Origin of the sequence: Nocardia sp. NPDC051321, assembly GCF_044455225.1 — a bacterium.
Lineage (GTDB): Bacteria > Actinomycetota > Actinomycetes > Mycobacteriales > Mycobacteriaceae > Nocardia.
Genome location: NZ_JBITEM010000004.1, coordinates 1 through 17,464, shown reverse-complemented (window position 1 = coordinate 17,464; position 17,464 = coordinate 1). Strand labels below are relative to the sequence as shown.

Sequence of the window (17,464 nt, the reverse complement as noted above, 5' to 3'; positions counted from 1 at the left end):
TGGGTGCGGTGATGCGCAGCGACGGTGGCTCTAACAGGTGCTCGAGGACGCGGGGGTGAAGTGCGCGGGCGGGGTGAGGCTGTCGAGGATCTGGGTGGCGCTGGTGATCAGTTCGGCTTCGCCGTCGCGGATCATCGCGTGGCAGCCCGCTGAGGCCGCGGAGTGGATCGGGCCCGGCACGGCGAAGACTGGGCGGGCGAGTTTGATCGCCCATCGCACGGTATTGCGGGTTCCGCCGCGCTGTCCGGATTCGGGAATGGCCAGTGCACGCGAGAGGGCGGCGACGAGGCGATTGCGTGCGAGGAATTGACTCCTGGTCACTGGTGTTCGCGGTGGGTACTGGCTGAGCAGCAATCCGGAAATGGCGATTTCGGTGAACAAGTCCGCATGCGCGTGCGGATACGGGCGATCGAGCCCGCTCGGCAGGACCGCGATCGTGATCCCGCCATGGACCAGGGCGGCGCGATGAGCCTCGTAGTCGACACCAAACGCCCCGCCGCTGACAATGGTCCAACCGCGGGCGGCGAGTTCGCCGGAGATATCGGCGCTCACGCGACGGCCATAGTCGGTGGCGGCACGAGCACCGACGATGCCGATGGTGTTGTGGGCGAACAGTTCCACCCGGCTGCTGCCCTGGGTCCACAGCGCTATCGGTGCGGTGGTGTCGAGGTGTTCGGCGTCGAGGTCGGCCAGTCGTCGCGCGGGCCAAGAAGGATCGTCGGGGGTCACGAGGTAGCCCCCGGACGCCGCGCTGCGGTCGAGGTCGCGGCGGGCGGCATCGCGCAGATCGCTGCGCATCTCGATCAGGGTGCCACGCGTGGTGAGCATGTACGCGGCCTGCTCGGGCCCGACCTGGCTGATCAACGAGCGGACCTGGCTCGGTGCGGTCAACGCCGCCCGAGCGAGGGTGGCCCACATCAGTTGCCGCTCATCTGACATCACGGCATCACCACCACAGCGTGAAGGACAACCGAATGACGCGGGCGTGCAGGTGCGTTCATGGGAGCTCCTTGATCAGAAGGGCACGGGCAAGCACCGTGCAGGCGTGGATCGGCCCAGTCGGATCTCTCGGTGCCGACGGTGTGCGTGGATCAGTCGAGGTCGATACCGAGTTCGGCGGCGGTGGCGTACCCACGCCGGAACAGTGCGCGGATCTTTTCCGGCGGCACGGAGCACGCGAGGGCGGTCGAGAGTGTCACCGCCGCGGAATTGGTGGGCTCGTCAGCGAGCGCGATGTCGATAGCGGTGGTGGACAGGGCGGTGTCGCCGTCGGTGTAGGCGGTGACCGCGAACAGCATCGCGGCCTGCGTGCGCTCGGGTGCGGGCAGCGCCCGCACCAGCTGGCTCCACATCGGCAGACATGATCCGCCGCGCGGACCGGTCGCCAGCGCATACAGACAGGTGCGAATCGTCTCCTCGCCCAAGATGATCGCCACCTGCGCCAAATCCTCGGCCGAGAGATACGCACCGGAATCGGCGGCATAGATCCGGGTCAGCACGAACCGCAACTGCTCACGTCGACGAGCCATGGAATCGACACCCTCCCCAATGGCAGCCAGTGTTTCGGCGTCGCTGGCGCGAATATCGGCCAGGTGCGCTTGGACCTGGCCGGTGAGGTCCGGGTCTTGTTCGAGGAACTGGTGAGTCTCACTGATTTGCGGGAAGGGTTGCGTGGCAGCCAGATCAGAGTTGTCGGTGGGGACTACGGGCAGGGTTCCGGTGTCTCCGTCGAGCAGACTGGTCCACTGTTGCCCAGGCACGGTGTCACTGAGGATCCAGGCGTCGAGCAGTTCGGTGCCGGTCTCACGTAACCGGTCACCGAGCAGTCTCACCAGCTCGCGGTGGGATTCGCGCGGCACCGGGCGGTTCGGTCGCGGGTCATCGATGATGACGACCGCGACCGCGTCGGGTTGGAACTGCTGGCAGAACTGCCTCGCGCGCGCGAGGATCGGTGTCGTCGCCAGATAGTCTCCGGCCAATCGGTCATCACAGCTGAGGTAGAGATCGGTGAGGATTGCCATTCCGCCACGCATGTGTGTGTCGGGCCAACACTCGAGCCGTTGGGCCGCCACCAGCACCACAGACCGGCGCGGTGGCTGGGGAGCAGCGGCGAGGTAGTGGGCGATGAAGATGCCGGGGTTCTCGATCGTGGGCATGAAGCCTCCTGGGGCAGAATCGAATTCAGACACGCACGACATGAGACATGGGTGAACCGCGTGAACCCGCGCCGGCCACGAGCGGATGCAGGTGATCGGATGTTGTGCGATCAGGGCGGTGGGCAGTGCCGAAAGCTGCGCGGAATCACAGGCCCATTGCCTGCCGGTAGGCGATCGCGAAATCGGCGCTGCTGCCCTGGCCGAGAATCACCGGTGCGTCGCCGTCGGCCCCGCGGTACCGGCACAGGAACCACGGCTCGCGCGCGCGAGTCGCATTGGCCAATTCGCTGCTACCACACGCGTTGGTCGCGAGCAGAAATCCGTCGGCCGTCGAGGCGCGGATCGCGGTGTTAGAGCTACCACGCCAAGAGATCTCGACCGACTCATGACCGCGATCGATCAGAAAATCGATCTCACCGCGGTAGAGGTCGGCCAGCATCACGGCGTATTCATTCCAGCTGGGTTTCGGCACCGTCTTACCTCCCTTGGCTATTCGATAGTTGGGTGCGTTCGCACACGGAGCAGATGAGCGGCCGAGGTCAAGTGCGGGGTCAATCGCGCACTGCGGCAAGGACCCTGCTGTCGGCTTGGATGTCAGCCCGCTTCCCAGAGGGTGCGTTGGATTCCTGCGGGATGGTCGAGTCGAGGCCGGGACGGACAGTTCCAGCCACGACGCGCTGAACGTTGTGCCAGAACCCGATACCCGGCCGCGCGCAGCGAGCTGCCGGACTCGCTGCGGCGGGTGTAGGTGATCAACCGGGTGAACCCCAGCGCCTTCGCCGCGCGCCATGCTGCGGCGAGCAGCATGCTGTTGGCATTGCGGGTGCCATCGGTGGCGGTGCGAGTGACTTCGAGGGTGCGGCCGTCATCGAGATGTCGGGCGACGGGCCGACCGACGATGGCCACCCCGACGAGTACCTCACCATCGGTGACGCCGAGGGAGAACTTGTGTCCCACCGGCGGCCGGAGGTGGCGATGATGCGCGGTGACGAAGTCACACGCCTCGGCAAACGACACCGGGCACAGAAACAACGTGGTGGGGGCGGTCATGTGTCCGGGTTCACCAGCTCGGCGGCATCGGAGGTTCGCAGTGCCAGGAGGCGGAGACTTATCGGCGGCGGGAATCGGTGAAGTCGATGTAGTCGGCCAGCATGCGCAAGACCTCGTCGAGACCCCACTCGGTGTAGTCGCCTGCGTACTTGCTCGTGTCGAGGTATCCGATACGCACCGGCGCCGGAATCCGGATCGCGTGAGCGGCGGACCAGTCGATGGCCCCAAAGCGGGTGCGCGGCACCGTCAACCCGAGCGCGGGCTCGGCACGGTCGGTGATCTGCGGCCACGCCTGCGGGCTCAAGTGCCGACGCAGCCCGAAGCTGGCACCGAGGGGATGGTCGATCGGAAACCACCCGCGGACAAAGAAGTCCACCGTGTTCGGTTGGGGGCCGTCGACCCATTCCACGGCGGCGTCGGCGAACGGGGGCGGGACAACGGTGAATTGTGCGTTGGGCCACTGCATGCGCAGGCTGGTGCGCAGCAGATGCTCGAGGTCGTCACGGTTGTGCTCGCGTACCGGCCGGATGACATTCACCAATACCGGCCGGGGGTAGCCGATGTTTGTCACGACTGCGTGGTTCCACATCTCGACCAGCTCACCTCCAGGTTCTGCGGCGGTTTCGGCACTGCGGTGTCGGAGCAGGGCCAGGGCCTCGACCGCGGTCAGGTCGGTGGCGATGATCCGATTGGGGTCGAAGTGATGATCGAAGTCGTGGAGGATGTCGAAGACGGTGAACCGGTCGACGATGTCGGTGTAGGGCATGGGGCACTCCTGAGGTGATCGACGGGTAGTTCGCAGACCGCGCGGTGCGGCGACGAATCAGTCCGTTGGGGGAGCCACGGTGGGGTCCTCGTCGGTTGGGTCGAGGGTGAGATCGACGCCGAGTTCGACGGCCAGGTTGTAGCCAGGTGCAAGCTGGGTGCGGATCACCTCGGCGGGAACCGACGTCGCGACCGCATCGGCCAGGGTGCGCCCAGTTGGTTCGTTGCGGTCGTCGGTGAGCACGATGCGCAGGGCGGCCAGTGCCTGGTCGAAATCGCCTTGGACGTATGCGCTGACGGCCAACTGCAACGCGGCCTGCGCGCGGCGCGGCGTGGGAAGCCCCCGGATCAGCTGGGTCCATAGTGGTTGCGTGCGTGGACCGTGGGGTCCTGACGAGAGGGCGAACAGGCATCGGCGGACGGTTTCGCTACGCATCGCGACCTCCACCCGTGCGAGGTCCTCGGCGGTGAGCGTGACTCCACGCAGGACGGCTCGGAGTCGATCGATAACCCACCGAAGAAGCTCTGGCCTCGAGGGCGCGGTGTAGACGCCGAGGGCTTGGGTGGCGTCGCGGGCTTGGTTGAGTGCCCGTAATGCGCGGTTGACCTCAGCGACCAGATCTGAATCGCAGGACAGCTCCGCCGGTATCGGATCGGGTGCGGGTGCGAGGTTCTGGACTTGGGCGATCACGAGCGCGGGTGTCGCGGGCAAGACACCAGCGCGGTTGTCGATCAAGCTCTGCCATTGCTGTCCTGGAGCGATGCCGGTGACGATCCATGCATCGAGCAGTACGACGCCGTCGGCGTGCAGTTGCCCTCGCAACCGGGTGATCAAGTCCCGGTGCGCGCGGCGGGGGGCGGCGCGATCCGGTCGGGGATCATCGACGATGATCACGGCTACCGCGTCCGGGCGATCTCGCCCACACAGGTCGGCGCAGTGGGCCAGGATCGGTGTGGTGGCGATGTTCTCGTCGGCCAATCCCAGATCCTGGCCGGTGGAGTACAACGTCACGCCGCGATACAAATCGACATACATCTCGACATCACGGTCGCTGGTGTCGGTGCGGATGGGAAGCAGGAATACGGTGCGGTGCTGTGACCGGTGAAGCTGGGACAGGAACTCGGCGAGAAAGGCACCGGGGTCGTGGATCGGAGGCATCGAATCTCCTCGGGGCAGAAGGCGATTGGGGTTCGAGCTCGGCTCGCGTGCGCCGGGTGGTGCGGGATGGTCTGCCGGGCAGCGGTTCTAGTCAGGGCAGATCGGCGCGCACCGAAGGAAGCAGGCGCAACGGGGCAACGGCATCGCAGTTCTCCGTTTGGTCAGGACCGTGCGGCGTAGGTCAGTCCGTCAGCGATGGTGCGATGTGCTTCGGCGGCGGTGAAGTCGTCGACCCCGACATGCACTGCGGTGGCATCGAGCAGCGCGGTCTCGGCGTGGATGTAGCCGAGCAGACCTGCGCCGACGAGTCGGCCGAGGCTGTTGGCCGCCAGCAGGACCTCGCGATGGCGGGTGCCGGTGCGCGCGTTGCGGATACGGGCGCATTGGTTCGACACAGCGGCCTGGATGTAGGCATCGGGATGGTGCACGGCGATGCCGGTCTGTGGTGGGTGAGCTGCCGGTGGTGGGGCGAGAAGTTCGGTGAGCCAGCTCGGCAGGGAGATCGGTGGGCGATCGTCGAGGAGCTGGTAAGTGCCGTGGGGTAGTACCGATCCGGCGGCCACGACGTAGCCGCCGCTGCCGCGGCTGTCGATGTGGGGACCGAGCCGGGCGATCGTGTTGCGCAGCACCGGTGTTGGGGGCGCGCGGTAGTACAGGTGCAGACCCGTCGAGGGCGTTTGCACCGTGTAGGTGGGGATGGGAAGTGGCTGGTGGTGTTGAGCGGCCAGCTTGGCCAATGCGTCGCGGCCGTCGGGATCGAGTGACGGCCGGGGTGAGGAGCGGTGGCCGTGGCGTGTATCGAGGTCGAGCACGTGCAAGCCCGAGGGCAGGCAGGCGGCGGCGACGTTGTCGCTGGGCCAGCGCCGCCACCACCGCCGGATGCGGTCCAGGTCGCGGGTGGCTTTGTCCTGCCAGTGTTCGATCACGGGGACCTTGGTGCCCGGGTGCAGAGGAAAGATGTGAAATCCGCGGCCCGCGTTATCGATTGCGGCATCGAGCAGGGCGGTCTCTGACAGGGTGACGGCGGTGTTCACTGCGGGCGTCGGTCGATGTGATGGTGCCCGGCGATGGTATAGACCGGATTGACGGCTTCGCGAGCGATGAGGCGGGGTGTGAATTCGGTTGTGTCGTCCGCGCGGGCGGTGTCGAGTAAATCCATGATGCTCCTTTGCTGGTCGACGCATTCGGTGGCTATCGGCAGCGAGCGCCTTCGCTGGTGAGGCAGGCACGCAGGAGCCACGCGGTCTCGGGTGTCATCACGTTGTGGATGAGATCGCTGTAGGCGCGGCAGAATTCGGGTCCGTGCCCGGTGGAGACGGGCGGTTGCAGATGGTGTGCCAGTTCGTGCAGCAGCAGCAGTTCCCGCACGGCGTGTGGGTCGTGCATGGAAATCGCGATGGTCGCTGTGGTGGGTTCGTAGTGGCCATGGGCGCGGGCACCGCGGCGGGCACGGACGGTGAGGGGCAGTCCGGCTCTGCTGTAGCGGCGGCGCACCGCGCGCAGGGCCAGGACTCCGTCGAGGTAGGCGGCCACCGCGTCGATGTCGGGCATGCGTTTTTCCACCGGTAGGCAGATCCGGGTGCCGAACAGCTCGACGGTGCGCTCGCCGGTGTGGTCGGCGTCATCGAGCAAATTCCACAGTCGTTGTTCAGCGCGATAGACCCGGCTGCGATGGATGTCGCGCAACGCCACCCTGGTCACGGCAGCACACCCGGAGCCGGGTGACCGTTGCCGATCACTGGAGGTCCTCGCCGTAGCCGAAGACCTTTCGCCCGGCGATAATCATGGCGAGAAGATCCATGGACTGCTCACCGCCCGCCGCGGAGGCGCGGATTCTGCGCAGCTTGCGCAACCGCACCTCACGGACATCGACCCCGGTGATGGGTGGGGTCGTGTCGTTGCCGTGGTCGGTGACGACGGTGTAGTCCGAGAGCGGAAGCCATCCCTCGTACCAGGCTTCGGCAGGCTGGCCCGCGAGATGGGACGGCTCGTCGGTGACGCGCCTCCAGATCCGGCAGCCACACCGAGTGTCGCCACACGCGCTGAGGTGGCGGTCGGGATCCGGGTGGTAGCGGTCGAGACGACCGGCCAGCACCGGGCACGCGGAGGCGGAATAGTGGGCGCATTCGGGGTGCATCCCGGGTTCTACGCCGATACCTCGCCCATAGTCGGAGGGCCGCAGATACACCACCACCCAGTCGAGCAAGGGATGCCCGCAGATCTGACACAACTTCTGGCGCCAGACCCGGCGCTGGGTCGGGGCGTGGACCTTGCCCCACACCGGGCGGGTCCGGTCGCGGTGGGTCAGTGTGATGTAGGGGACCACCAGGCCCCCCGAGCGCGGGGCGTCGGCCAAACGGTCAGGGATCGACGGGCGCGCGGCGCCAGCCGGTGCGGGTGTGGACTCAGTCATGGACACCTCGAATCATGTGGGGGCGAAGCAGTTCGGGCTCCGCAGGGCAGCAATGAGCCCGGTCGTGGTGGGGTGCGGCCGACAAGGTGATAGCGGCGACACGGTCGGTGGTTCCCGCGCGGTGGATGCGCACCTCGAGGTCGGCGAAAACCGAACCTGGACACGGGGGTTCGGCTTGCCAGGGCCCGTAGCACTGCTCGTCGAGAGTGGGAAGGTTCGCCTCGATCCAGGCCAGCAGGTCCTTGCCGGTACCGATCACGGTGGTGGCCAGCGGGTTCCGGAGTGGGGGTCGTGGTCGTGGAGATCGACGACAGTGGGTACGCCGGGTGCGTGGGTGGTCACCGAGCGCGAGAGCACGCCTTGCCGGCCACCGCCACGCCATCGCCCTCCGGCAATGACGCAGCGGCGCTCGTGGTCGAGCGTGGTGGGCGCGAGATACCAGCTGATCCCGGTCGGAAGAAATCCGAAAGTATCGTCTTGCCAGCCGGTTCGGCTGGTTCCGTCGTCATTGGTGATGACGACTCGGGTGGCGTGCTCCACCCGCACCAGCGCCATCACCGGAAGGTGTTCGGCGTAGGCCTGGGCCAGGTCCAGCCCGGAGAACGGTGTCAGGACGGTGGCTGGGCGGGGCTCGACGGCGAAGGCCGCGTGATATCCGGCGATCACGACGTGATCGACGGTGCGGACGTTATCGAGCAGATCGCGCTCGTATCGGGGATCGTGACGTATCCGGGCGCAATAGCGGGTCAAATCAGCGTTCACCGCGGGGTCCATCGGCCTCGGTGAGAGGGTGGCCGCGGCGGTGTGGTGTTGTTCACGAGTCATGTCCTTTCGGAGATGGATCGGGGGAGTTGCTGCACGGATTCGATGAATGCCAGCGGGAGCAGGAATCCGAGCTTGTCGTTGTCGTAGTGCAGGACGGTGTGGTGGCGGTGCACGGCTTTGACGCGCACACCGTCATGGCGGAACCCGCCCCGGGTGAGGACGGTGGCCTGGGCGCGGCAGTGCTGGAGCCGGTGCAGTTCGGTACCGAGAAGTTCGACCACCGGATCGGTCTCGGCACCCTCGTCGTCCTGATGGCCGGAGGCGTGGTCGAGGGCGGCCAGGCGGCTGATCAGAAGTTGGCGCGGGTCGCCGGGGTCATCGCCGGTGGCGCCGCCGACGAACCAGTGGTCGATGCCTTTGAGCACCCGGCGCAGGAACTGGGGTTCGGATTCGGTCGCGTCCTGTGGAGGCACCCACGGGCCTCTCACCGCCGGACCCCGAAGCGGGTGAACCAGCGGGGGAGGCCGCGGTCCGATTGAGGCCCCGAGCGAGCGATCAGGGCCACGGCGAGTTCATCGGCGGCGGCCGGGGCGAGATCGGTGTAGTGCCAGCCACTGTGCGCGTCGTGGCTCTCGTGGATGAGCAGCCGGACCCGGCTACCGTCGGTGCTGGCGATGACCGGCTGGCCGTGGATGTCGCGCAGCCGCGCGAAGATGCTGGCGAGATTGAGGTTCTGTTTCATCGCAGTTCGGTGCCTTCCATCGGGCGGGGGCGAGAGGGCCACCGCGACTTGGCGTTTCGTGGTGGGTGGAGGGGATTAGGCGGGTTCGAGGTCGAACAGGTCGGCGTAGCGTTCCTGGCCTTCCAGGGCCGGGCATTCGCAGCGGGGATAGATCGCCGAGCAGTCGGCGCAGTAGCCGCAGAACGCGCAGTGCGGGCCCAGCGGGTCCTCGTCGTAGACACCGCAGTGCTCGCAGAAACCCCAATCACCATCGCTGGCCCACATCGCTTGCAGGTAGGAGTGGTTGGAGTACCAGCTGCCCTGGTCCCAATGCCCGTGGCGTTCGTTGAAGATGTAGGCGTGGTGGCGGTAGGCGGGGTCGACGGTGAGCAGCACCATCTTGTCGGTGCCCAGCCAGCGTTCGAGCCGTTCGCGTCCGTCCCAGGAATCCAGCGACCCGAACGGCTGACGCGGCAGCAACTCCTCAGCGGCGATGCGGGTATCCGAACGCGGATCGGCCGGGCCGGGGTGCACTTGCGGGGGCAGGATCCCGTTGTGCGCGAGCACTGTTCGCGCGTCCCCGCCCACGAGGAAGGGGTGACAGTTCTCCACCGCTGGCAGGCCGTGGGTGGCCAGACGGGAATGGAACAGGGCCGGGCCGTCGGGGAATTGTGCACGTACAGCAGCGAATTCGGCGATGACGGCGTCGGGGTCCATGTCGCGGCCGACGGTGATGGTGTCGCCGGTGATGATCGCGTATCCGTGTCCGTGCGGGTTGGCGACCGCGCCGCCGCGCAGGGCGTCGAGGTCGGGGTTGGCGCCGGGTTTGATGAAGGTCAGGATGCACATGCGAGGTCCTCCAGTTCGGCGAGAAGTGGTGAATATTCCGGGCGCCCGCGCAACCAGGTGGTGAACGCGGTCCACTCCCAGCCCCGGTAGCGCGCGATGTCGGCGGGGGTGAGACGGCGGGTGTATTCGACCGACCCGGCAGCGAAGGCCAGCGCGGCCTGAACCTGTTGGGGTTGCAGGGAACTGGCGAAGATCCGCAGCTCGAAGGTGGCGGGTGGGCGCACATTGACGGCCTCGTAGCGATCGGCATAGCGGTCGCCGTGGGCGTAATGGATCACGCTCGAACGGGCGTCTTTAGAAAACACCGCCCAGCTCGAGGACCGCCGCGCCAGTGTGGTGATCGGGATTTCGTTGCGGTAGATGAACTTCAACCACCGGTAGATGTGGACGGGTGAGTCGAATCCGGCCCGGGAGAGGTGGACATGGATGCCGACGTCGGTGTCGGTGTAGCAGCCCAGCAACCGCAACCGGTTCAGTAGCTGCCACGGGAACCGGGTACGCGCGTACTCGTGGCTCATCGGGTGGGTCACCAGCTCGAATCCGCACGGGTGGATCGAGCTGTCTTCTTTGAGATAAGCCAGCTCGCCGATGTGGTCGACCGCGGTATCGACGGCGTCTTCAAATCGACGTTCGGGGGTTTTGATTTCCAGTTCCAGACCGAGGAACAGCGGCCCGTCGCCGTGGAATACAGGACTGGGTTTGTAGTCGTAGCTGTGGACCGCGTCGTGCTCGACGGGCGAGCAGTTTTCGCAGTAGGTGTCGTTGTAGGAGATGAGGGTGTAGCACTCAGCGCATTCGTGGTAGTCGTCCTCGCAGCAAATGCGGCACACGTCGTCGCCGCCCTCGACGCGGAAGGTCTCGGTGGTGCGATGTCCGCAGTCATCGCAGGTGGCGTAGGAGTCGACGCAGCTCTCGCAGACGCTGCGGTCATGGCGTCCGGGGCGGCCATCGAGCAGGGTGCGGATATCGCGGGTGTAATCAGCGCAGTCCGCGCACGGGGTCCAGCCGGACACACACCGCGCGCACAACAGGGTGGCAGCGGTGGTGGGATGCAGAGTGCGGGTGGGCTCGTCGCACCCGTGGCAGACCCCGACGTCGGTGGTGCAGTCCGGGCACAACCGTTCACCCTCGATCGTGGTCACGGTGGTTGCGGTGAGAGGGCGTGAACAGTCCGAGCACAACGGTTCGACCAGCGTGGATGCGGGCATGACACAACGCCTTTCGACGGAACGAAAGAACCCCATGTGCAGCGCGAGTGGCTGCGCACGGGGTTCTGGGGACGAATCAGCGGGAGGGTTGTTCAGGTGGCGGTGGATCGAGGACGGGATCGGTGATGGGTCACCGATGCGAGGGCACGCTGTGGCTGCGCCGGTGTGCGATCAGACGGCGGGGCTTGCTCGGTGGATGCGCGGTCGGGGCATTCGCAGTCGGGGAAGACGGCTTCGCAGTCGAAGCACCACCCGCATTTGCCGCAGTATCGGTTCGTGCGGTCGGTGTTGAGTTCTTCGCAGTACCAGCACATAAGTGGACGCATGTGTGCTGGCCATCGTGTGAGGAACGGCCGGTAGCTGGTGTTGGAATACCAGATTCCGTTGTCCCACTGACCAGCCCGCTCACCGAAGAGGTAGGCGCTGTGGCGGTAAGCGGGATCGACGGTGAGGATGAGCAGTTTGCTGGTGCCCAGCCACGAGGCGAGCCCACGTGCGCCACGGTGGGTGTCGATCGACCCGAACGGCGCCCCCGGCAAATAGTCCTCGGCGGCGATGCGGGTATCCGAACGCGGATCATAGGGGCCCGGATGAACGCGCTTTGGCAGGACACCGTTGTGCGCCAACACCGTTCGCCGATCCCCGCCGAGTGCGAAGGGGTGACAATTCTGAAGGCTGCGCACCCCGTGGGTGGCATAGCGGGAATGAAACAGCGCGGCTCGCCCGGGGTGGTGGGCCCGGACGGCGGTGAACTGATCGATGACTGTCTCGGGGTTCATGCCGTGCCCGACGATGATGTGGCCCTCGGCGATGACGGCGAAGCCGTGGCCGTGCGGATTGGTGTCGGCACCGGTCAACAGGGCCTGCGGGTCGGGGGCGATTCCGGCGGGGAAATAGGTCAGCAGGCACATGCGAGTTCCTCCATCTCCGCGGCCAGCGGCTGGTAGTCGGGCTGATTACGCACCCATTCGGCGAAACGCGGCCATTCCCACGCGCCGGCCCGCACGGCGGCCACATCCAAGCCGCGGGTGTAGTCGATGGAGGCAGCGGTGAACGCCAACGCCGCCTGGACCTGCTGAACCTGCAGCGAGCTCGCGAACACCCGCAACTCCAGCGTCTTTTGGGGATACGGGTTGATCGCCTGATACCGGTTCAACCCGAGGGCGTAGAGGTTGCCCTTCGCGGTGTCTTTGACCCGTTCCCTGGCGATCCGGTCGAACGGCGCGAAATGCGAGCGGCGGCGCGCGATCGTCGAGACCGCGGACTCGTTGCGGTACAACAGCTTCATCCACCGGTAGACATGGGCAGGGGAGTCGAATCCGTCACGACTGGCGTGCACGTGCAATCCGACACTGGTATCGGTTTCACACCCCAGCTCGTCGAGGTCGCCCAGCAGCCGCCACGGGAACTCCTCAATGGCGTGGCGATAGGACATGGGATGGGTGACGATCTCGAACCCGCAGGGCTGGATCGAGGAATCCTGCTTGAGATAGCCCAACGCGCCGAGCTGGTCGCAGGCCACGCGCACGCACCGGGAGTAGTAGTGGTCGGGGACAACGACTTCGAGTTCCAGACCCAGATACAGCGGACCCTCACCATGGAAGCGGGGATCGGGCTTGTAGCTGTAGTTCCAGACGTGCGCCGGTCGATCGCAACTGTCGCAGTGACCACCGTCGCGCAGAAGGGTGCCGCAGTCGACACAACTGGCGTAGTTGCGCGCGCAGCGGGTGCACACACGGGTTCCGCCGGAAACGTAACGGCTGTTCGCGCTGAACCGGCTGCACCGCCCGCACAGATCGAAGAACACCCCAGCGCACCGTGAGCACAGCGCCTCATCGGCGTCGGTGCGCAAGTGCGGGCTGGTCAACATCCGGCACGACGAGCAGGCACTCCAGCTGGTCGTGCAGCCGCCGCACAACAGATGCCCCTCCGCGGTAGTACGCAGAGACAGCACAGGGGCGAGGCAGCTATCGCAGCGCGTCACTCGTGGAAAGCACCGCGCGCAGACCGGCTGAGCCTCGATCGAATGCCCATGGTCCAAATCGGGCGAGGCACACAAGACACACAACGGCGGAGACAGAATGGGAGCAGGCATGGCGAGACCACCTTCCAAAAACGAAACAACGCCAGGTCCGGCGCGAACGCGCGGGGCCTGGCGTTGAGGGTTGGACGTCACGGACTACGAGAGCGGCGCACCAGCAGCGGACGGACCTCGGATCCGACATGTACTACAGGCGAGCAACGATGTGGACGCTGTTCAGGGCCGCATCGGCGGCTCACATCGGTGTGCGATCGGGACGAGAATCATTGCCGTCACCGGTTTTTCGACCGACCGTTCGCGGTACGCGCGAGGCGGCGCGAAGGTATGCCGCGATGGTCAGGAAACGATGATCTGGTCCGGCAGAACAGTAAAGCCTCGCGAGCCGGTTTCGAGGGCGCGGACCTGCTCGATGGTTAGCGCGGCAGCGATGGCGAGTTGCTCAGCGAGAGAACCGGTTTCGATACGGCCGACATAGCCACCCCCGAGATGAAGGCCGACGGTCCACTGGGCGTTGTCGGTGTCGTCGTGGCCCTCCATCTCGTCATTGGACACCCACACCGTCAGACCGTTGGACAGTTCTCCGCCGATGCCATGAAAGCCACCGCCAGAGGATTCGACCTGCGCCGGCCCGATGGTGTACCTCGACACGAGCGCCAGTTCAGCGTGGTACTTGCGAGTGAGGTCGCGAATGCACGTCACGAAACTCCTTTCACACAGTAGGAACAGGAGGAAACCCACACCGCGGAATCGGTTCACACGGCATACCGCTGAGCGGAACGTGTGGTGACGCCGGAAGCTCGGGGCCGTTGAATCGGCACGCTCGCGAAGTTGGCGGCGATCGTCTCGATGGCATCCGGATGCACGAGGTGGCAACGGCCCTGTCGAGCCCGGTCCATCGCTTCATCCGAAGGCGGTCCAGATCGCGGCTTACAAGCTCGTGATCGACTCCCGCTTGGCGGGCTGATCGCAGTGCACTGGCCCGAACAGCCCAGAATTGCGGTTCAGCGCGAGGGTGACGTACATGTCAACGACATGGTTGAACGCCTCGGCCAGGGCCGCATTGAATCGTTCGAGCGGGGCGCTGATCGCGTCAGGCGCACAGAAGAGCTGATAAGGCGCGTACGGTGGTGGGCGAGAGAATCAGTTGACGGGTCGATCCAGGAGCCCGTCATGCCGTCACGAAGTTCGACTACGTTCCCGCGTTCGCAATGCCACTTGCCCATTTGCCAACCGTCCGCGGGCAATCGTGAACAGGCACAACCTTGTTGGGTGCTACTCCGTAAGCGCCTAAAGCGCCGCTTTGGCTGGCGTGTGCGCGTACCGATGGTGCTGGTGCTGATCGCGACGGCAGTCATGGACGCGTTGAGCGGGACCGCCCACGCGGACATCGCGCGGAACTGCCAGACAGCGTCGTTCACTGCCCCGGGTGGCGCTATCGCAGGATCGCTATGCATGCCTGTCGGTGAAGCAAAGGCGGTCATGGTTCTGACCTCGGGGTCTGGCGCGAACGCCGTGTACTGGGACTTTCCGTACCAACCCGAGGTCTACTCGTTCGCCCGCGCGATGAACTCCGCTGGCTATGCGACCCTGGCGCTGGACCGCCTAGGTAACGGGCAATCCTCGACACCACCGTTTTGGACGGTCACCGCATCCAATGATGCGGAGGGAGTCCATACCGCAGTGCAGGCCCTGCGAAACGGTCTAGCGGGCCTCGGCCCGTTCGAGACGGTCGTCCTCGGCGGCAACGCGCTGGGATCTGGGGTGAGTGTGCTCGAGTCTGCCACATATCAGGATGTCGACGGTGTGCTGCTCACTGGATACTCGCATGTGGTGGACCCGCTCGTCGCGCTGGACTCAGCCAAGACATTTCGTCACGCCCCCGACGATCCTGCGTTCCGGGGGAGCGAAGCTGGTTGGCTGACTCTGGCAATGGAGGCTCCCGAAGCGGTCCGCAACTTTTTCGGCCCCCACGATGACCCCGCGGTGATCGAGACCTCGGAGAGAACCAAGGATCGCTTCTCGCTGACCGAATGGCCCGACGGACTTGTCGCCACGCTGCCCGGCGCCACCTCCCACATCAGCGTGCCGGTTCTGCTCGCAGCAGGCAGCCAGGACCGGCTCGGATGCGGTCCGATATGCCGCGACGCCGCCACCCTCTACGCCGTCGAATCACAGTTTTACAGCCCTGCGGCGCAACTTCGCACCTACGTCCTCCACGACGGCGGGGACATGATCAATCTCTCCTCCGGTGCACCCGAATACCAAGCGGCCGTGCGGGACTGGATGGACTGGCTCACCAACTGACCCAACCATCAGAGGTCGCACTGGCTTGGTTGGTTCGACCAGTCAAGCCAGCGGCCCAATGATCGGTACGCTGGTGGACGAGAGAATCAGGTGGACGGGTCGATCAGGAGCCCTGTCATGCCGAATCCACAATCGAAACCCTCACCACGCCCACCGCGCCACCCCGAAGCGTCCCAACGCTTGGAACGAAACCGCGAACGCGTCGAAGCGCGCCGGGCTCAGGCTCGCCAACGCGAAAAGGCGATCACCGCAGCGGTGAAGCAATACGTCGCGGCCTGGGTAGCCATCGACGCGTGTGAAAGCAAGCGCGATCGCGACCTCGAGTCCTTCCGGCAGCAGATGCAGCAGCTGAGAGCCCGCGCCGAGGAGGAACTGGCAGGTTATCGCGCCGAACAGGCTGCCGCCGCTGCCGCTCTGCGTGCGGAAGGTCAAAGCGACGACGATGTCGCCGAACTGCTGGAAATCACACCACGGCAAGCACGGCAACTGATCTCCGCTGCCCGCAGCGCTATCCAGGAAAGCGGCCCCTCCGAGCGCGGTGGCCAGGCAACCCCGGAAGCCGAATCGTCGAGCCAAACGACTAGCGACTCGACTGCCCGATCACGCAGCGACACGGTGCCGACGCCAGGGCAATCGGCAAATCACTGAATGAGGCTGGAGAGCCTGGCTTGGCTGCGTTGCTATTGCGCTGGTTGGTGGTTGGGGTCGGTCACGCGTTGACGTAGTTTCCGGCGTTCCAGACGAACCAGCGGAAATGCTCCGGTGCGTAGGCTTGCCGAGCGGGGATGTTCGGTGCCGGTGACAGTGGCCAGAATGCCACACCACACCGGTGGCAATAGACCCCCGAACTCCACACCGCAAGGGCCGCACAGCGCCCCCGCGAGGTTCGGTTATTGAAGCGAATCCTGCCGATCGCGAGACAGAACGCTACGGCCGACGGCAAAGCCAATGCGCCAAGGAAGAAGGCCACACCGAAGAGCGTCGGCAGCAATCCGACGTCGTCGGGTTGCAGGATGACGAGTGTCATCGGGAACAGCGCGAGGAGATCCGGGACGAGTAGCAGGAGTCCGATGGCCAAGGGCCGCCCTACCGGTCGTTGCGCGGGCGCCGGAGACAGACTCTGGGCCAGTGCCGTCGTGTGCGTTCGTTCGATCGTCGTGGTCCCCACGACCGGCACCACACCGCTCGAGGTGAAGCCCACACCGGTGGTGAAGTTGGAGCCGTAGCTGCTGGATACCCCCTCGGCGTACGCCGAGGGAACCATCTGGACGCTGTCATCGTGACCGCAGCGGGGACACGAGATGTCGATCTCCATACGAGCGCCCCTCTCCCGAGCCGTGGGTGGGCTCGGATCATCTGTGGCGGTAGGTGGATTCTGCGATACGAAGCGTTGACTTCTTGTGATATAGAACACCTTTCGACGATGTCTGTCGAGGGGCCGCAGCCCCGTCCGGTGAAAAGGCGTCTTCACTAAGACTCCTTGCTCGGCAGGATTCGACAGCCTGCCAGGGTGCGACTGAACGAAGACATCCCGTGGCGCGCCAAGCCGATGATCAGACGCGAGTCCTAGCTTGTGCCTAGAGGTCTAGATGGTGTGAGCACTCCACTCGGCCGAGGGGTACGCCGAGCACGCTGGGAAACGTGTTGTCAGCCCCGATCCGCTTCCCCCTCCCCGGAATGTCGATCGGGGTTGTTCTCGAATGGGACTCTTCGGCTTGCCTTGCTTGAGAAGTACGTGCCCTGCATCCACTCGTGCCATAGCTGGCACTGGCTTGCCAGGCCGTCAACGGTGTATCCCTCGAACAGTGGAGTCCAGTCCGCATCGGGGTCGGGAGGTTCGGTCATGAAGTTCTGACGCGCCTCGGGGCGCGGCTGGTTCCGTGCGGCGTCGCATGTGTCCGCAGGTGTCCTGGCCTACCTCGCCGCTAGTAGCGGTCGTGTAGGGTCTCAGAACTCGTGTCGGAATCTCAGAATGGTTGACGATGCTGTGGCGGATCCGCCACAGTTTTGAGATTCCGCTCCTCCTGGGGGCT

The 17,464-nt window shown here is 65.6% G+C and carries 21 protein-coding genes; 2 read left to right on the top strand and 19 right to left on the bottom strand.

Features of this window, described 5'->3' with window-relative positions; genetic code table 11:
• Nucleotides 1-30 precede the first annotated feature (30 nt).
• The 18 genes from dprA to ACIA8C_RS09705 all read right to left on the bottom strand — a co-directional run bounded on the left by dprA (nucleotide 31) and on the right by ACIA8C_RS09705 (nucleotide 13,826).
• On the bottom strand, nucleotides 31-939 hold the full coding sequence (gene dprA / locus ACIA8C_RS09790) for a DNA-processing protein DprA (RefSeq protein WP_397132877.1): 909 nt from the start codon (nucleotides 937-939) through the stop codon (nucleotides 31-33).
• Between the two features lie 152 nt (nucleotides 940-1,091).
• A complete protein-coding gene (locus ACIA8C_RS09785; protein WP_397132875.1) occupies nucleotides 1,092-2,156 on the bottom strand; it encodes a DUF4192 domain-containing protein in 1,065 nt (354 codons plus the stop codon).
• Between the two features lie 145 nt (nucleotides 2,157-2,301).
• Nucleotides 2,302-2,628: a hypothetical protein gene (locus ACIA8C_RS09780; protein WP_397132873.1), complete on the bottom strand. Its 327-nt coding sequence runs from the start codon at nucleotides 2,626-2,628 to the stop codon at nucleotides 2,302-2,304.
• A 122-nt stretch (nucleotides 2,629-2,750) separates the two neighbouring features.
• Nucleotides 2,751-3,206, bottom strand: coding sequence for an XF1762 family protein (locus ACIA8C_RS09775; protein WP_397132871.1), 456 nt, complete (start codon nucleotides 3,204-3,206; stop codon nucleotides 2,751-2,753).
• A 58-nt stretch (nucleotides 3,207-3,264) separates the two neighbouring features.
• Entirely contained in the window at nucleotides 3,265-3,972 is a 708-nt protein-coding gene (locus ACIA8C_RS09770) for a hypothetical protein (RefSeq protein WP_397132869.1), read from the bottom strand.
• Nucleotides 3,973-4,029: 57 nt separating this feature from the next.
• A complete protein-coding gene (locus tag ACIA8C_RS09765) occupies nucleotides 4,030-5,130 on the bottom strand; it encodes a DUF4192 domain-containing protein (protein ID WP_397132867.1) in 1,101 nt (366 codons plus the stop codon).
• 161 nt (nucleotides 5,131-5,291) lie between these two features.
• On the bottom strand, nucleotides 5,292-6,164 hold the full coding sequence (locus tag ACIA8C_RS09760) for a bifunctional DNA primase/polymerase (protein ID WP_397132865.1): 873 nt from the start codon (nucleotides 6,162-6,164) through the stop codon (nucleotides 5,292-5,294).
• On the bottom strand, nucleotides 6,161-6,289 hold the full coding sequence (locus ACIA8C_RS09755) for a hypothetical protein (RefSeq protein ID WP_397132863.1): 129 nt from the start codon (nucleotides 6,287-6,289) through the stop codon (nucleotides 6,161-6,163). The genes ACIA8C_RS09760 and ACIA8C_RS09755 overlap by 4 nt, the downstream gene beginning before the upstream one ends.
• A gap of 32 nt (nucleotides 6,290-6,321) precedes the next feature.
• Nucleotides 6,322-6,831: a TIGR04338 family metallohydrolase gene (locus ACIA8C_RS09750; RefSeq protein ID WP_397132861.1), complete on the bottom strand. Its 510-nt coding sequence runs from the start codon at nucleotides 6,829-6,831 to the stop codon at nucleotides 6,322-6,324.
• 34 nt (nucleotides 6,832-6,865) lie between these two features.
• Nucleotides 6,866-7,543, bottom strand: a complete 678-nt coding sequence (locus ACIA8C_RS09745) for a hypothetical protein (RefSeq protein WP_397132859.1) — start codon at nucleotides 7,541-7,543, stop codon at nucleotides 6,866-6,868.
• A 255-nt stretch (nucleotides 7,544-7,798) separates the two neighbouring features.
• The gene (locus ACIA8C_RS09740) at nucleotides 7,799-8,368 is read right to left on the bottom strand and encodes a hypothetical protein (protein ID WP_397132857.1); all 570 of its coding nucleotides are present in this window, start codon (nucleotides 8,366-8,368) and stop codon (nucleotides 7,799-7,801) included.
• Nucleotides 8,365-8,781 carry a hypothetical protein gene (locus tag ACIA8C_RS09735; RefSeq protein ID WP_397132855.1) on the bottom strand — a complete coding sequence of 139 codons (417 nt, stop codon included), beginning with the start codon at nucleotides 8,779-8,781 and terminating at the stop codon, nucleotides 8,365-8,367. Before ACIA8C_RS09735 ends, ACIA8C_RS09740 begins: the two co-directional genes overlap by 4 nt.
• Before the next feature lie 11 nt (nucleotides 8,782-8,792).
• Nucleotides 8,793-9,050 (bottom strand): hypothetical protein, encoded by a 258-nt coding sequence (locus ACIA8C_RS09730; protein ID WP_397132853.1) that lies wholly within the window; start codon nucleotides 9,048-9,050, stop codon nucleotides 8,793-8,795.
• A 75-nt stretch (nucleotides 9,051-9,125) separates the two neighbouring features.
• A complete protein-coding gene (locus tag ACIA8C_RS09725) occupies nucleotides 9,126-9,878 on the bottom strand; it encodes a hypothetical protein (protein ID WP_397132852.1) in 753 nt (250 codons plus the stop codon).
• On the bottom strand, nucleotides 9,866-11,086 hold the full coding sequence (locus ACIA8C_RS09720) for a hypothetical protein (protein WP_397132850.1): 1,221 nt from the start codon (nucleotides 11,084-11,086) through the stop codon (nucleotides 9,866-9,868). Before ACIA8C_RS09720 ends, ACIA8C_RS09725 begins: the two co-directional genes overlap by 13 nt.
• A 92-nt stretch (nucleotides 11,087-11,178) precedes the next feature.
• Nucleotides 11,179-11,997 carry a class II glutamine amidotransferase gene (locus ACIA8C_RS09715; protein ID WP_397132848.1) on the bottom strand — a complete coding sequence of 273 codons (819 nt, stop codon included), beginning with the start codon at nucleotides 11,995-11,997 and terminating at the stop codon, nucleotides 11,179-11,181.
• A complete protein-coding gene (locus ACIA8C_RS09710; protein WP_397132846.1) occupies nucleotides 11,985-12,821 on the bottom strand; it encodes a hypothetical protein in 837 nt (278 codons plus the stop codon). The genes ACIA8C_RS09715 and ACIA8C_RS09710 overlap by 13 nt, the downstream gene beginning before the upstream one ends.
• A gap of 642 nt (nucleotides 12,822-13,463) precedes the next feature.
• Nucleotides 13,464-13,826: a hypothetical protein gene (locus ACIA8C_RS09705; protein WP_397132845.1), complete on the bottom strand. Its 363-nt coding sequence runs from the start codon at nucleotides 13,824-13,826 to the stop codon at nucleotides 13,464-13,466.
• Nucleotides 13,827-14,450: 624 nt separating this feature from the next.
• Between ACIA8C_RS09705 and ACIA8C_RS09700 the strand changes: the two genes are divergently transcribed.
• Complete coding sequence (locus tag ACIA8C_RS09700) at nucleotides 14,451-15,431, top strand: alpha/beta hydrolase (RefSeq protein WP_397132843.1); 981 nt, start codon at nucleotides 14,451-14,453, stop codon at nucleotides 15,429-15,431.
• 180 nt (nucleotides 15,432-15,611) lie between these two features.
• The gene (locus ACIA8C_RS09695; RefSeq protein ID WP_397132841.1) at nucleotides 15,612-16,079 is read left to right on the top strand and encodes a hypothetical protein; all 468 of its coding nucleotides are present in this window, start codon (nucleotides 15,612-15,614) and stop codon (nucleotides 16,077-16,079) included.
• 61 nt (nucleotides 16,080-16,140) lie between these two features.
• Here the strand turns inward: ACIA8C_RS09695 and ACIA8C_RS09690 are convergent, their stop codons facing one another.
• Nucleotides 16,141-16,746: a hypothetical protein gene (locus tag ACIA8C_RS09690; protein WP_397132839.1), complete on the bottom strand. Its 606-nt coding sequence runs from the start codon at nucleotides 16,744-16,746 to the stop codon at nucleotides 16,141-16,143.
• Nucleotides 16,747-17,464: the final 718 nt, after the last annotated feature.